Source organism: Acinetobacter sp. YH12039, from assembly GCF_013420015.1.
Classification (GTDB): domain Bacteria; phylum Pseudomonadota; class Gammaproteobacteria; order Pseudomonadales; family Moraxellaceae; genus Acinetobacter; species Acinetobacter amyesii.
Map to the genome: position 1 here is coordinate 1 of NZ_VOZA01000041.1, position 15,609 is coordinate 15,609.

Below are 15,609 nucleotides of genomic sequence, written 5' to 3' on the forward strand. Positions count from 1 at the left end.
TATTCAGGATTATGCATTACGCTGGGAAATTGAAACCTTATTCAGTTGTCTCAAAGGACGCGGGTTTAATCTTGAAAATACGCGCTTGACAGACCCTAGACGAGTGAAAAAATTGATTGCGGTGTTAACTATAAGCTTCTGTTGGTGTTACTTAACGGGTGAATGGCAACATAATCAAAAAAAAGCGATAAAAATAAAGAAGCATGGACGACTCTCAATGAGTTTATTTCGCTATGGTTTAGACTATGTTCAAATGGCGATTCAGCGTTTAATTGGTTTTGGGAAAAAAGAAGAGTTTAAGGAAATTTTGGCAATTTTAAGAAAGCAGAATCCTGATAGGATAAGGGTTCTGTGAAATTTGTCGTGTACAGAGTATAATAATAATAATCGAGCATGAGTCTCATACGGATGCTCGGGTCGAAAGGGAATCCCCAGGCGAGTAACCTGTTTGCGGTGATCCATTAGCTGCAGGAGCAGAATAGCATACATCTGGAAGCAAAGCCAGGAAAGCGGCCTATGGAGCTGTGCGGCAGCGCTCAGTAGGCAATTTTTCAAAATATTGTTAAGCCTTTTCTGAGCATGGTATTTTTCATGGTATTACCAATTAGCAGGAAAATAAGCCATTGAATATAAAAGATAAAAATGTCTTGTTTACAATAGAGTGGGATATGTGGAGTCGATTAGTCCAATTTCTCGGTCAAAGCCCAAGGCCTTTTCGGCATTAACCAAGAGTCTGCTTAAGCACAATTTTCTGGTGGGTAATCATAACTTTTGCCTCATTTGTGATGGATTGATCTATCTTGATTCTACTGAATCGGATCATCGGATTGCCAAAGCCGTAGGTGGGCAAGGTGTTCTAGAGAATGGTCTGCTGGTTCATCCCATCTGTAATAGGATGAAATCAGATCTGAGCCTGGAAGAGATTAGAGCGGATTTGTTTGGTGAATTACTGTATTAATCAACAGAGCGATGAGCTCATTTTTGCAGAAGTATCAATGATTAATCACATGATTTAACTTTTGATACATTCAGCCAATATGGTTATTTTTAATTCAGTCCAGAATCACAACCAGAAACTAGCTGTAGTTTCTGAATGACCGTCAAGGTCCTTAGTTTCGCCCATAGATTCCCTCTGTGGGCTTTTTTTGATCAAAAATTGTATAGATGCTCTAAAATAAACCTTTTAGCATTTCATAAGCAATTAGGATTAAGGCTGAGACCATCAGCACAACAAAAATGAGTTCCACTCTAGTTAACAACTTAGTTCCATTTACTTTTCACTTAATTTATATAGCAGTTAACTCGTAGCATAAATGACATAACATGACATGGAAAATAATCAAAAAGATAGAATTTGGATTTTGATCAGATCTGCATGTTTACATGCTTCTACAGCAGCTTTGAATGTTTCACTTAACCTTTAAACTTTTCTTAAAACTAAATATATTTACATATACATTCTAAAATTTGATAGAATTTATTAAAACTTTAGATTCTAAGTGTAAATAATGAGAAGCGCTAATATTCGACGTGATGGCTACTTAAAATTTCTGAATACATGGCAAGACCGTGATGTCATTAAAGTGCTTTCGGGTGTACGTCGCTCTGGAAAATCCACCTTATTGGCGATGTTTCAACAAGACCTAAAAGCACAGGGCGTACAAGCCGAAAACATCATTGCCATCAACTTCGAATTTATGGAATTTGAAGAACTCACCGATTACCGTAAACTACATGATTATGTATTATCCAAAGTTGATAAAAGTAAAAAAAACTATGTTTTTTTAGATGAAATTCAACATGTTACAAATTTTGAGAAAGTAGTCGACTCTTTATATGTTCGGGATTATATCGATTTATATATTACAGGCTCAAATGCATTCTTTCTAAGTGGAGAACTTGCGACTTTACTTACAGGACGCTATATAGAGCAACATGTTTTACCCCTTTCATTCCAAGAATTTAAACAGTGGCATATTGAAAATAATCCGATCATCCAACAATTATCAAATCGTGATTTGTATGCCATGTATACGCGCAGTAGTTTCCCTTATACGCTTGCCATGACTAGCCAGCAGGAAACTTATGATTACTTGCAAGCGGTCTATGCCAGTGTAATGTTTAAAGATGTTATTCCACGTTTGAATACTGCCGATATTAACTCTCTCGAGCGTGTCACAAGATATTTGGCAAGCGTGACAGGCTCAGCTATTTCCATCAATAAAATTAAAAATACCTTTGTTTCAAGTGGGGTTAAAATTTCATTTGAAACAGTAAAACGCTATATTCAGGGCTTACAGGACAGTTTGTTATTTTATAGTGCCGCACAATTTAAAGTACGCGGGCGTGAGTTATTACAATCCTCTGAAAAATACTATTTAGTTGATGTCGGATTGCGCCGGATTATGTTGCCTGATGCTAATGCTGATCAAGGTCATATCTTAGAAAATGTGATTTATCTTGAGCTTGTCAGACGAGGTTATACGGTCTATGTAGGGCGGGTTGATGAATATGAAATTGATTTTGTTGCTGTCGATACTTTACAGAATTTAACTTATTATCAGGTGGCATTAGAAACGCTCAATGAGGAGACACTCAGCCGAGAGTTACGTCCATTACAGAAAATTTCTGATTCGTATCCCAAGTATTTGCTTACATTAGACACGATAGGGACTGAAGCGAATTATAATGGTATTGTAAAAATGAGTGCTCTCGATTGGTTGCTATCTGAAAATAAGTAAAGTTGAGGGTAGACATGGATACTATTATTTATTAATTAAAACTCAAAGACTTTTCAGCATTAACCAAGAGTGTGATCAAGCATAATTTCTGCTCCAATTGTGATGGATCGATTTACCTCGACTCGATTGAGTCAGACTATCATGATTGAGCCAGAGTCGCTTACTGAAAGTAGCGAGAATTGCGCTGGAGTTTCTGAAGGATATTAATTCCTTAGTTTGCCCATTCATCCATCTGGGCATTTTTTTTTTGATTAAAATACAATGCGGTTCTTGCTAAAAAATGACGGCACCCACCATAAAACACAATATTCCAAAAATAATCCAAGGCCATATCTTTGCCTTCGGTTGTTCTAAATTCTGAGGATTATATTCCGTGTGTTCTAGCGATGTCGGTTGTGGAACACGGGTCTTTTTAGAGTAAGGTTGGTGTTTAGAGTAAGATAGTCCCGTACCTGGAATGCCGACACTGGTTCGCGTACCTTTTTTCCCAATATTTAGAGAAGCACCAGGTTTGCCAATGCTGGCACTGCTGATGCCTTTATGGGTCAGATTAATTTTAAAACCCGGGAATAATTTAATACTTTTACGAAATCTAAAACCCATATTTCTCTCATTCTAAAACTTAGCTCAATTCACGCGCTATACCAGGATCCATGATCTGCTAGAGATCGTACTTTGACGGCTATCATCAGGATACTAGTATATTTTTTATCTGATGATTGCAATACTACCTTTAAATACCGTCAAAAATATTTACTGTATATTTGCTGTAGGGTAATCTTAAAGCTGCTATTTATTGACTGATTGGTATATGACGACAGATAAGCATGAAGTGCTTCTTCGAATGCGAGCCATCGAGTTGCTTGCTTACTGGGAAGGTCGTTTGGTTACCAATCGTTTGATGAGCTGGTTTGGGCTCAGTCGACAGCAGGCTTCTGCGGATATCAAGCGTTACAATACGCTGTATAACCCCGATGCCTTGATTCATGACCCCTCCGTCAAGGGTTATGTGCCTAAGGCCAGCTTCCAGCCTGTACTGACTACAGCGCATATCAATGAATATCTCAATATGCTCTCGGGCTTGGTCAGTGAATCGCATGCCCTTATTGCGATGCCAGAACCGAATCTTACAGCAGTTCAATTACCTGATCGCAGTGTACGTCCTGAAGTGATTCGGGAAGTTTTGCGTGCCTGCCGCAACCAAAGTACTTTAAAAATGATTTATGCCTCGATGCAGAATCCGCAGTGGCATGAACGCATCATTTCCCCACACACCCTGGTGTATACCGGTTTTCGCTGGCATGTCCGTGCCTATTGCCATCAGAGCAAGCAGTTTAAGGACTTTTTACTCTCCAGAATTGATCGCACACCTGTTGTGATGGCGATTGAGTCAGTAGGCCCTGCTCAGGATCAGCAATGGCATGAAGAAATTGTACTGACGCTGATCCCTAATCCAAAATTGAACTCATCACAACAAGCGCTGGTCGAAAAAGACTTCGGCATGCCTGATGGCAGATTACAGATTCCGGTGAAAAAAGCCCTGGCTCACTATACTTTGCAGCGATATCAGGCCGCGATCACGCTGGCTGAGGCGGATGATGCCTTGAAATATCCCTTGGTACTACAACGCTCAGATATCGAAAAGCTGTCGTCTTACCTGTTTGATCAGGCGTCATAGGAGATTGGCTATGTTAGAACAATTTCATTATGACAGTGACCTGATTGGCGGTTCCCTGATGGTGCGTGAAAGCCGGCTGATCGCGGATCTGTTATTACGAGAAGCGACTCCAGAACAATGGCATCAGGCCATTCAGATTGACAATATTCTGCAAAAAAGAACGCCTGCTTCAGCCCAACGTAACGCCACTGCCATTCGTAAGCGTCTTGAGCGCTTAGAGCCTGATTTCTGGAAAGCTTTGCGTGATGGGGATGATGAGCTGGCGACCCAGGTGGCTTTTTGTGGGGCACTGGAACGCAACCTGTTGCTGCTTGAGTTTATGGAAACGGTGATGAGGGATGCCTATATCTCCCAGGCGCAATACTTGGACAGTTATATCTGGTCAGACTTTCTGGATGAGCGCTCACAACGCGATCCGGATATCTGCGAATGGAAAGAGTCCAGCAAGAAAAAAATGGGGCAGGTGGTGTTTCGCATGCTGGCAGAAGCCGGTTACTTAAAAAGTACCAGTAAGCTGGAGTTACAGCGCGTGATCGTCAGAGCAGAGCTGCGTAGCCTGTTGGAAGAACATTATAAACAACGCATTAAAAGATCTATGGAAGTGTCGCTATGGACGCGGTAGTTGTAGAGGGGCAGCAATGAGTCAAACAATACATGAGCGTCTGAACCAGATTCCAGAGCGAATACTTTCAACCGAGTTTCTCACCGGTCAAGGGTTGGGCAATGAAATTGGCTTCTGGATTTTTGATTATGCACCTGAAGATGAGTTGAAAGTGCGCGAATATCTGCATTTTCTAGACGGGATGCTGGAGAAAAAACACAGTCAGCTGAAGGTGGTGAATATCAACCTGCTGCAAGCCGTGGTGGATTATCTGGCTGAACGTAACTTCATCGATAAAGCCATTCAAATGCAAAAAGCCAAAGGCGATGAGGCGCTGCTCAAAGCGCTGAAAGGCCCACTGCATATGGATAAGTTCGCGCCCTATCTGGTGAGTAAATATGCCACCAATGCGCAAGATATTGTGTTGATGACTGGGGTAGGGTCGGTTTGGCCACTGTTACGTGCCCATCACTTATTAAACAGTTTGCATTCGTTACTGGGGCATAAGCCAGTGGTGCTGTTTTACCCAGGTTATTACGACGGTCAAGCGATGAGTTTATTTGGAAAAATTCCAAGCAATAATTACTACAGAGCATTCAGATTAGTGCCTTAACACGGCAAATAGAAATAAGAATTCGGGGGAATTGATTGAGATGAACATTAAAGAACTTTTTTATAAGCCATTAGATCGTGCGATTAACGGGGTCGTAAAAGCAGACCAGAATGACAATACTACGGTTTATCAGGAACTCGATGAGTATGTGGTCACCAATGAACTGGAAAAGCATTTTCGGGACTTTTTCCAGTCTTATGGCACAGACCTGAGCGATCCTTCGATTGCCAACCGTGTCGGCGTATGGATTTCAGGCTTCTTTGGTTCAGGTAAATCACATTTCCTGAAAACCTTGTCGTATATTCTGGCCAATAAAGTGGTACGTGATGCGCAAGGTAACGAGCGTAGCGCCGCAGAATTCTTTGATGAAAGCAAAATTCGTGATGCGTTTATCCGTGCCGATATTGGTAAGGCCGTCAGCCATCATGCCGATGTCATCCTGTTTAACATCGACAGTAAAGCCAGCTCCAATGATGATGGCAATCCAATCCTGAATGTGTTTTTACGTGTGTTTAACGAGTATCAGGGTTTTAGTGCTGACCATCCACATATTGCCCATATGGAACGTCACCTGAGCCAGAAAGGTGTCTACGAACGCTTTAAACAGGCGTTTGAGGAATCTAGCGGCATGTCCTGGCTAGAGGAGCGTGACGGCTATCAGTTCTATCAGGATGATGTTGAAACCGCGATTTCCCAAGCCCTCAACCTATCCGCTGAAGCTGCACACAAGTGGTTTGAGGATTCTGAGCAGACCTTTAGTGTTTCGGTGGAAAACTTCTGTCAGTGGGTGAAAGAATACCTGGACAGTAAAGGACCCCAGCAACGCATGTTGTTCTTGGTCGATGAAGTGGGGCAGTTTATTGGCAGCGATACTCGCTTGATGCTGACACTGCAAACCATTACTGAAAACCTGGGTACGATCTGTAAAGGCCGCGCTTGGATTATCGTGACCTCACAGGCAGACATCGATGCTGTTTTAGGTGAGATGTCTTCTTCCAAAGCCAATGATTTCTCCAAGATTGCTGGACGTTTTAAAACCCGTTTATCGCTGTCCAGTTCCAATACCGATGAAGTTATTCAAAAACGTTTATTACGTAAAACTCCAGAAGCTGAAGCATTGCTCAGATCGGTGTTTGAGCAAAAGGGCGATATTTTAAAAAACCAGATTACCTTTGACCGTTCAGGCCCAACACTCAAGAACTATGAGGGTCCAGACAGCTTTATCCATAACTATCCTTTTGCGCCGTACCATTTCCAGCTGGTGCAGAAAGTTTTTGAAGAAATCCGTAAGGTCGGTGCGACCGGTGCACACCTGGCCTATGGTGAACGGTCCATGTTGGATGCGTTCCAGATGGCTGCCAATGCGATTGCTACAGATGAAGTCGGTGCCCTGGTTCCTTTCCACCGCTTCTATACTTCAGTGGAAGGATTTCTGGATACAGCAGTGAAGCGTACCATCGACCAGGCAGGGCAAAATAAAACCCTGGATGGTTTTGATGTGCAGATGCTGCGTACCCTGTTCATGATCCGCTATGTCGATATCATCAAAGGTACCTTGGATAACCTGGTGACTTTGTCGATTGAGAAAATTGATGAAGATAAGCTGGCATTACGCAAGCGGATTGAAGAAAGCCTACTGCGTCTGGAAAAAGAGAGCCTGATTACTAGGAATGGTGATGAGTTCCTGTTCCTGACCAATGAAGAACGCGATATCACCCGTAAAATTAAAGCCACAGACTTAGCGGCTTCAGAAGAAAATAAAGAGTTAGCTAATCTAATCTTTAAAGATTTACTGAGGGATCAGAACAAATACCGCCATCAAGCCAACAAGATGGACTATCAGATTGGTCGTTTTCTGGATGGTCATAGCCTGGATGGCAAGTATGAGAGCGATTTGAAAGTTGAAATCATTTCTCCACTGGATACGGAATATAACCTCTACACAGAAGCTTTCTGTATTGGTAAAAGCGCCGAGGCCGAAGGGCAGATATTGTTTAAACTGGCAGACGATAAACAGTTCTTTAATGAACTGCGCACCTGGCTGAAAACCAATAAATTTATTCGGTTAAATGATGATGGCACTCAGTCCGATATCACCCGTATCCTGGCAGACCGTGGCCGAGAGAACCAGGAGCGTAAAAAACGCCTGCGTGCCCGGGTCGAAGAAATGTTGCTGGACGCGGAAAGTTATGCCTTGGGTCAACATCTACAACTTTCATCTTCAAGTCCAACCACCAAGCTGGATGAGGCTTGTCGTTATTTGCTGGAAAACACCTATACCAAACTGAGCTATCTGCAAGTCTATCAGCAGGATGCCTGGCGTGAACTGAACGCCGTCTTGACTGTCGATGATATGGCGCAGCTCGGATTGTCTCTGGATGGCGGTCAGAGCAATCCCAAAGCCCTACAGGAAGTGGAGCAGTACATTGCACTACGCGCCACTGGTACAGAGCGTATTCTAGTCTCAGATGTGATAGATCGTTTTGTCAAACGCCCTTATGGCTGGCCAGATGCCGAGATTTTACTGCTGGTGGGGCAGTTGGCGGCAATGGGGCGGATTTCATTGCAATTAAATGGCGGCAGCTTACAGTTAAAAGATGCCTTTGAGCCTTTACAAAACAGCCGCCGTCGCCGTGATGTATCGATCATTAAAAAGCGCCAGACTGATGATCAGGTATTGAAACAGGCACGCCAACTGACTCAAGGGCTGTTCTCGGCGATGGGGCCAGCGACTGAGAAAGAGCTGTTTGAATTCTATACCCAACATTTTAAAAACTGGTTAGCCAACTTTAAGTCCTATAAGAGTAAAACTGATGTCGGACAGTTCCCGGGCAAAAAAGTGATTGAAAAGTCGATTCTGACTTTGGAACGTCTGCTGGCGAATAGCGACAGCTTCGATTTCTTTAAAGCGGTGGTTGAGAACAAGAATGACTATTTGGATCTGGAAGAAGACTATCGTGACATTCATGAATTCTTCAGCAACCAGATGCCAAGCTGGCAACAACTGCAACAGGCTCTACGTCATTTTGAGAAAAACAAACAGGCGCTGGGCAGTGATGAGGTGGCAAAAAAAGCCCTCTCCGAATTACATCGTATTGCCACCCTTGAATCACCCTATGGCCTGTTAAATAAAGTCGCTGATTTAGTTCGTACAGTGGAAAGCGTCAATGAGCAATTGTTGACTGAGAAGCGCAATCAGGCGATAGAACACATTGATGACAAAATCAAGCAGCTGGAAGCCGAGATTAAAAACAGTGGCATCGCTACCGCTGAGCTGAGTAACAAGCTACTACGTCCGCTGCAATTGCTCAAAGCGGATATTGAAGTGGAAACTAGCCTATCCACCATCTATATGCTGCAAACCCAAACCGCCGTGGAGCGTTTTGATGAAGCCTTGTATGAGCTGGAAAGCGAAGTTCAGACGGAAATCCAGCGTCAGGCCAAAGCGGCACAACTGGCTCAGAGCAAAGCAGAGAGTGTAACCAACACTGCAACCACCGCTAGCCCAGTTACATCAACACCTGCTGCGAGTCCGGTACAGCCTGTGACAGCCGTAGTGCCACCGAAACCGGTGGTAGAAGTCGATGTCGCCAGCATTTACAGCAAAACCTCCAGCAGTGTCTATCTGGAAACAGAAGAATCAGTGGATCAGTTTGTAGACGCACTCAAAGCTGAATTGAAAAAAATTGTGAGTGATAAAAAGCGTGTGCGTATCCGCTAACTTGGGTTAGGGATATCGGCATCAGCCATTAATTAAAGGTTTAAAGATGAATACCAGTCATATTAAAAAATACGCACCGCAAGCACGTAACGATTTTATCGCAGCGATGCGCAAGCAGGCCGCCAAGTATGGCATCACCGCAGACCGCATTTTACCGGCAGAACAGAAAGGCGACTTGCTGCTGATTGGCGATCAGGTTTTTCCGCTATCCGTCATGAAACCACGTGACAAGCTGATCAAGCGCATTCAAACCAGCAGTTTTGAGCAGACGATTGATTATATCGCTTACAGTTGGTTTAACCGTCTCTGTGCCATTCGTTACATGGAATGCAAAGGCTTACTGGATCATGGTCGCCGTGTGCTCAGCAGTGCCGATGGTAGTGCAGGCTTGCCACAGATTCTGGAAGAATGTCTGGACATTGAGCTACCGAATTTAGATGCCAGCCGTGTGGCTGAACTCAAGCTGGATGGCAATAAAGACGAAGAACTCTATCGTGAATTGTTACTAGCGCAGTGTCATGCGTTGAATCAGGTCATGCCACTCCTGTTCGAACAGGTGTCTGATGAATCTGAACTACTATTACCTGACAATTTGACCAAAACCGATTCTTTGATTCGTGATCTGGTCAGCAGCATTCCAGAAGAAGACTGGTCGGATGTGCAGATTATTGGTTGGCTGTATCAGTTCTATATTTCTGAAAAGAAAGATCAGGTGATTGGTAAAGTCGTCAAGAGTGAGGACATTCCTGCCGCGACACAGTTATTCACCCCAAACTGGATTGTGAAATATCTGGTGCAAAACAGTGTTGGTCGTCTATGGATGATGGCACAGCCTGATAGTACGCTGGCCAGTGAGTGGGAATACTATATTCAGCCGGCTGAGCAAAGTGATGAAGTCAATGCCCAGCTGAAACAGCTGATTGATGTACGCATTAGTGAAGATGGCGATACTTTAAACCCTGAAAGCATTACCGTGCTCGATCCGGCCTGTGGTTCGGGGCATATTCTGGTGGAAGCCTACGATTGCTTAAAAGCGATTTATTTGGAACGTGGTTACCGCAGTCGTGATATTCCACGTTTGATTCTGGAAAACAACCTGTACGGGATTGATATTGATACCCGTGCAGCACAGCTCGCCAGTTTTGCACTGTTGATGAAAGCGCGTGAAGATGACCGCCGTTTATTTAGCAATCCACCAAAGCTGAATATTATTGCGCTACAAGACAGTCAACCTGAACGTTTAGAAGCATTTAGCCAAGATTTAGCTAGTGCCAATATTGCACAGGCAGATTTAAAAGAACTGTTGGACCTATTTGAACATGCTTCGAACTTTGGTTCTTTGATTCAAATTCCTCAAGCATTTGCTAAAAAGCTGCCTGATTTAGAAACCAAGCTGAATACAGCTTTAGAGTCAGGGGATATTTTTGCACAACAGTCAGCACAAGAGTTATTGCCTTTAGTACAACAAGCTATATTACTTGCTAAACAATATGATGCAGTAATTGCAAACCCGCCGTATATGGGCGGTAAAGGCATGAATACAGCACTTAAAGATTTTGCGAAAAAGACATTCCCTGACAGCAAGTCAGATATGTTCGCAATGTTTATAGAGCGATGCCAAGAACTTTCTAAAGCATCAGGTGAAACAGCGTTTGTAACACCTTACGTATGGATGTTTATTTCGTCCTATGAGCAAATGCGTAGCAAATTGATTACAGATGCGACAATACAATCACTCATTCAACTTGAATACAATGCCTTTGAACCAGCGTGTGTCCCTGTATGTGCTTTCATTGTAGGAAAATCACACATAGCAAATTTTGTTGGTGGTTATATTAAATTATCTGAATTTAAGGGACATGAAAATCAAGCACCGAAAACTATAGAAGCGATTAACAATCCTGATTGTGGTTGGTTTTTTTCTGCTAAACCAGATGATTTTAAGAAAATACCTGGAAGTCCTGTGGCTTATTGGGTGAGTGATAAAATAGTAGATGCATTCACATTTGGTAAACCATTAAAAGAATATGCTGATGCAAGACAAGGGTTAGCTACCGCAGATAATAATCTGTATTTAAAACTATGGAATGAATTAAATATAAATCAAATTTATTTTGAGGCTACAGACGCTACTAAGGCAATTCAATCAGGTCGAAAATGGTTTCCTCATAGCAAAGGGGGGGGCTTTAGACGATGGTATGGGAATAATGAGTGGGTAATAAATTGGGAAAATGATGGTTTTGAATTAAGAAAATTTGAGAAAAGTGTTATCCGTAATGCGCATGATTATTTTAAAGGAGGAGTGACTTGGTGTGATTTAACTTCAAGTTATTTTAATGCTAGAAGTGTTGGTCAAGGCTTTGTATTTGACACAACAGGTCCAACAGCCATTTTAAAGAAACAAGAGCATAAATCTATTTTGCACGGTTTTATGAACTCTAAAGTTTTTCAGACCTTAGTTAATATTTCTCTGCAAGGATTACATTACAGTAATGGAGTAATAGCTATAACTCCTGTTTTAGAAAAAATATTTGATGATAGTCGGTTATCTAAAATTGAAAATAAGCTATATGAAATTTCTAAAATTGATTGGGACTCTTACGAAACCTCATGGGACTTTACTGAAAACCCTATTATTCGTACCCAACAATCCAATTTAGAACAAGCATTTAACACATGGCAACAGCAAAATGCTGACGCCGTGGCTGAAATGAAACGGCTAGAAGAAGAAAACAATAAGCTGTTTATTGATGCTTATGGTTTACAGGACGAACTGACACCAGATGTACCCGATGAGCAAATCACGCTCACCCGTGCCGACCGTGAAAAAGACAGCCAGCGTTTAGTCTCTTATGCGCTTGGCTGTATGATGGGACGTTATAGCCTGGACGAACCAGGTCTGATCTATGCCCATGCAGGCAATCAAGACTTTGATGCCAGCCGGTATCAAAGATTCCCAGCCGATGCAGACGGTATTATTCCACTGACCGAAATGCACTGGTTTGAAGATGATGCAACGCACCGTATTCGAGAGTTCCTAACTGCCGTTTGGGGTAAAGATACGCTAGATGCCAATATGCAGTGGCTGGCAGAAAGCTTGGATAAAAAAGCCAGTGAAACAGCTGAAGATACCATTCGCCGTTACCTCGCTAGCAAGTTCTATAAAGATCACATGCAGACCTATAAAAAGCGGCCGATCTACTGGTTATTTAGCAGTGGTAAACAGGGGGCTTTCCAAGCATTGGTGTATTTACACCGCTATAACGAAAGTACCTTGGCACGTATGCGTACCGAATACGTCATGCCGCTGATTTCTAAAATGTCCGCTATGGCCAATTCTTTGCAAAGTGAAATAGAAAACAGTGATTCTGCTGCTGAAATCAAACGAAAAGAAAAAGAGCTGCAAAACCTGCATAAGCAACAGGCTGAACTCAGTAGTTTTGAGGAAAAACTGCGCCATTATGCCGATCAGCGTATTTCACTGGATCTAGATGATGGGGTGAAAGTGAACTATGGCAAGTTTGGGGACTTGTTGGCTGAAGTCAAAGCGATTACGGGGGAGAAATGATGAATGCTTTTTCTCCGGTACTAGACCTTGATGAGGTCGTTGCATGAATTTAAGTCAACTACAACAAGGTCTGGAACAAGCCTTTTATATTGAACAGCACCGGATTGTCTTCTGGTACGATGCGGAACAGTCCTTTAGCGAAGAAGTAAAGGCGTTAAAACTGAATGATGTTCATATTCTGAATATGGCAGAAGAGTCGAGTCTGGAGATCAAGCTCAAACTGGAACTTGAGGATCAGCAGGGTAAATACTTGCTGTATTTCCCTAGTCCTGAGCCTGAGACCGAAAAAGACTGGTTACTGGACATCAAGCTGTATTCACGCAGCTTCTATGCCGATCGTTTCTCGATTATTTTCAATGAGCTGGGTTTACAGCAGCAGAGTCTAAGAGAACATCTGGCCAAACGTGAAGAATTCCTTAAAGCCAAAGCCCGTCTGAGTACATTGAAACGCTATATCCAGCCTGATGCAGATGCACAGGATCTGGATATGGCCATGATTGCGGCTGTGGTCAAGGCTGACAGTGCCGAACTTATGCATATCGTTCTGGCACTGGCAGATGAAATGGTACAGCAGAACCTGGCTCTGGAAGTAAATCCAGACTCCTTTGCTGAACTGGAAAAATTCCAACTAGTGCCAGCTTTAGTCACAGCATTACAGGCGGAAATTGGTTATCCAGCATCGGTTGAAGAGTTGAATGGGGAAGCACCATTCAAGCTCGGTACGTTCTTTATCCGTTTGATGAGCACAGGTTTCTGTGAAAGCTTGGGCGATATCCCCGTATGGGCTCAAGAACTGGTGATGTCATCCGTCAGCTCCCGTGCGACGGCTAGAGCCTTTTTGTCGCGCTGGAGAGACAGTTCTAAATACTACCCAACCTTCGATACACTCTCTCAGACCGTGGCCAATGCACTGCGGATCCAGGAGAAGGTCGGGGTCTTTGATCTGGAGCAGCTGCTCGATGTCATGACCTTTGAAGTGATTGAACAAAAGATCATTGTCGATCTGGCCAGCCAGATCCCTGCAGCAACCAAAGCTGAACTGGAACATTTCAGAACGATTATTTCTACCCGTCTGGATGGCTATTGGGCTTCCAAACATAAGGATGATGCAACACGCCGTAAATATCGTACTGTCTATACAGCGTTGCAGGCAGCCATTGAGCTGTTTAGCCTGCGACAGCAGTTTGATGCCGGTTTCTATTTCGACTCGAGTGAAGCTTTGTATAAAGCCTACGAGCAGGAGTTGTATCGCTTTGATATGGCTTATCGCCACTACAGTGCTGCTTCTCAACGCGCTCATGTCGATATCCTGAAAAAACTCGATGAAGAAGTCGAAAATTGCTATTCCTACTGGTATATCGATCACATGGCGCGCAACTGGGGAGAGCGGATTGAAGCAGAGCAACGTCTGAATGTCTGGAAAATGGCAGATATCCCAAATCAGCAAAACTTCTATGATACCCATGTCAGACCCTTGCTGAATTCTGCAACGAAACGCCGTATTGTGGTGATCATCAGTGATGCTTTTCGCTATGAAGCTGCGGTAGAGCTGCGTGATCGTATCAATGAAAAGCGTTATTCTGAAGCGACATTGTCTTCACAGCTGGGCGTTGTCCCAAGTTACACCACACTTGGCATGGCCTCGTTGTTGCCGCATCAGACTTTGGAGTACAAAGAGGCCGCAGGTGATGATGTTTTAGTAGATGGGCAGTCCAGCAAAGGGACTGCAGCACGATCCAAAATTCTGGCTGCCTATAATGGATTGGCGGTTACCGCTGAAACGGTAAAAGGTTGGTCGCGTGATGAAGGCCGTGAAGCACTTAAAGACCATGATTTGATTTACGTTTATCACAACGTGATTGATGCTCGGGGAGACAGTGCCTCTACAGAATCAGAAACCTTTATGGCGGTGGAACATGCCATTGAAGAACTGACCGAACTTAGCCGCAAAATCTTGATGCATTTCAATATTTCTACCCTGTTGATCACAGCCGACCATGGCTTCTTGTTCCAGCAAAGTAAACTGGAATCTGCGGATCGTTCAAGCTTGACTGAAAAACCGACCAATGCATTGAAAAGCAAAAAACGCTATGTGATTGGGCATGGTTTACCAGAGAGCAAGGAAGCATGGAAAGGCTCAACCCAAGCTACGGCAGGCACACTATCTGCGACTGATTTCTGGATTCCAAAAGGGGCGAACCGTTTCCATTTTGTGGGAGGCTCACGTTTCGTACATGGCGGAATCATGCCTCAGGAAATCGTAGTGCCTGTACTGACAGTAAAACAGCTGCGTGGTGAAAAGGCTGGACAGCGGACCAAGCGTAAAGTTGAGGTCATTTCTACCAAATCCACGCTGAAGATGGTCAATAACATCCAGAAGTTTGATTTGATGCAAACCGAAGCTGTCAGTGAGCTGGTCATGCCAGTGACTTTATCCATTGCCATTTATGATGGGGATCTTAAAGTTTCCAGTGAAGAAACCTTGACTTTTGATAGCAGTACCGACTCTGTTGCCGATCGGGTCAAACAGGTCAGACTGTCATTATCCGGTACTGATTTTGACCGTAAGAAGGATTACTTCCTAGTGCTGAAGGACAAAGACCTGAATATCGAAATGCAACGCTATAAGGTCACCATTGATCTGGCATTTACCGATGACTTCTCCTGATAACGAATTAACGATAGAG

10 protein-coding genes and 1 pseudogene are annotated in these 15,609 nt (G+C 43.3%); 9 read left to right on the top strand and 2 right to left on the bottom strand.

Annotated elements, in window-relative coordinates; genetic code table 11:
• The 3 genes and pseudogenes from FTT98_RS13900 to FTT98_RS13910 all read left to right on the top strand — a co-directional run.
• Window positions 1–355, top strand: a 355-nt coding sequence (locus FTT98_RS13900) for a transposase (RefSeq protein ID WP_180116559.1), incomplete at its 5' end; no start/stop codon positions are given.
• Window positions 356–646: 291 nt separating this feature from the next.
• Window positions 647–958, top strand: a pseudogene (locus FTT98_RS13905) (HNH endonuclease signature motif containing protein); the annotation flags it as partial.
• 550 nt (window positions 959–1,508) lie between these two features.
• Complete coding sequence (locus FTT98_RS13910; protein WP_160255372.1) at window positions 1,509–2,741, top strand: ATP-binding protein; 1,233 nt, start codon at window positions 1,509–1,511, stop codon at window positions 2,739–2,741.
• Between the two features lie 273 nt (window positions 2,742–3,014).
• Here FTT98_RS13910 and FTT98_RS13915 read toward each other — a convergent pair whose 3' ends face one another.
• Entirely contained in the window at window positions 3,015–3,344 is a 330-nt protein-coding gene (locus FTT98_RS13915; protein WP_005403805.1) for a DUF4236 domain-containing protein, read from the bottom strand.
• A 190-nt stretch (window positions 3,345–3,534) separates the two neighbouring features.
• Entirely contained in the window at window positions 3,535–3,729 is a 195-nt protein-coding gene (locus FTT98_RS18155) for a hypothetical protein (RefSeq protein ID WP_227554859.1), read from the bottom strand.
• On the opposite strand from FTT98_RS18155, the gene FTT98_RS13920 reads away from it, so the two are divergent.
• From FTT98_RS13920 to pglZ, 6 genes are read left to right on the top strand one after another with little or no spacing between them, the layout of a single operon-like run.
• Window positions 3,643–4,419, top strand: coding sequence for a YafY family protein (locus FTT98_RS13920; RefSeq protein WP_257223270.1), 777 nt, complete (start codon window positions 3,643–3,645; stop codon window positions 4,417–4,419). The two genes, FTT98_RS18155 and FTT98_RS13920, sit on opposite strands and share 87 nt — an antisense overlap.
• A gap of 10 nt (window positions 4,420–4,429) precedes the next feature.
• The gene (locus FTT98_RS13925) at window positions 4,430–5,041 is read left to right on the top strand and encodes a DUF1819 family protein (protein ID WP_159153677.1); all 612 of its coding nucleotides are present in this window, start codon (window positions 4,430–4,432) and stop codon (window positions 5,039–5,041) included.
• A 16-nt stretch (window positions 5,042–5,057) separates the two neighbouring features.
• A complete protein-coding gene (locus FTT98_RS13930; RefSeq protein ID WP_002010699.1) occupies window positions 5,058–5,633 on the top strand; it encodes a DUF1788 domain-containing protein in 576 nt (191 codons plus the stop codon).
• A 40-nt stretch (window positions 5,634–5,673) separates the two neighbouring features.
• Entirely contained in the window at window positions 5,674–9,354 is a 3,681-nt protein-coding gene (brxC, locus tag FTT98_RS13935) for a BREX system P-loop protein BrxC (protein ID WP_159153679.1), read from the top strand.
• Between the two features lie 46 nt (window positions 9,355–9,400).
• Window positions 9,401–12,922 carry a BREX-1 system adenine-specific DNA-methyltransferase PglX gene (gene pglX, locus FTT98_RS13940; protein WP_159153676.1) on the top strand — a complete coding sequence of 1,174 codons (3,522 nt, stop codon included), beginning with the start codon at window positions 9,401–9,403 and terminating at the stop codon, window positions 12,920–12,922.
• Window positions 12,923–12,965: 43 nt separating this feature from the next.
• Complete coding sequence (gene pglZ / locus FTT98_RS13945) at window positions 12,966–15,590, top strand: BREX-1 system phosphatase PglZ type A (protein ID WP_180111402.1); 2,625 nt, start codon at window positions 12,966–12,968, stop codon at window positions 15,588–15,590.
• Window positions 15,591–15,609: the final 19 nt, after the last annotated feature.

Bases quoted from the DNA above. Each gene is read 5' to 3' on its own strand.
- FTT98_RS13915 (WP_005403805.1), bottom strand. From the start codon at position 3,344: ATGGGTTTTAGATTTCGTAAAAGTATTAAATTATTCCCGGGTTTTAAA.
- FTT98_RS13930 (WP_002010699.1), top strand. From the start codon at position 5,058: ATGAGTCAAACAATACATGAGCGTCTGAACCAGATTCCAGAGCGAATA.
- pglZ (WP_180111402.1), top strand. From the start codon at position 12,966: ATGAATTTAAGTCAACTACAACAAGGTCTGGAACAAGCCTTTTATATT.
- FTT98_RS13925 (WP_159153677.1), top strand. From the start codon at position 4,430: ATGTTAGAACAATTTCATTATGACAGTGACCTGATTGGCGGTTCCCTG.
- pglX (WP_159153676.1), top strand. From the start codon at position 9,401: ATGAATACCAGTCATATTAAAAAATACGCACCGCAAGCACGTAACGAT.
- FTT98_RS18155 (WP_227554859.1), bottom strand. From the start codon at position 3,729: ATGAATCAAGGCATCGGGGTTATACAGCGTATTGTAACGCTTGATATC.
- brxC (WP_159153679.1), top strand. From the start codon at position 5,674: ATGAACATTAAAGAACTTTTTTATAAGCCATTAGATCGTGCGATTAAC.
- FTT98_RS13920 (WP_257223270.1), top strand. From the start codon at position 3,643: ATGAGCTGGTTTGGGCTCAGTCGACAGCAGGCTTCTGCGGATATCAAG.
- FTT98_RS13910 (WP_160255372.1), top strand. From the start codon at position 1,509: ATGAGAAGCGCTAATATTCGACGTGATGGCTACTTAAAATTTCTGAAT.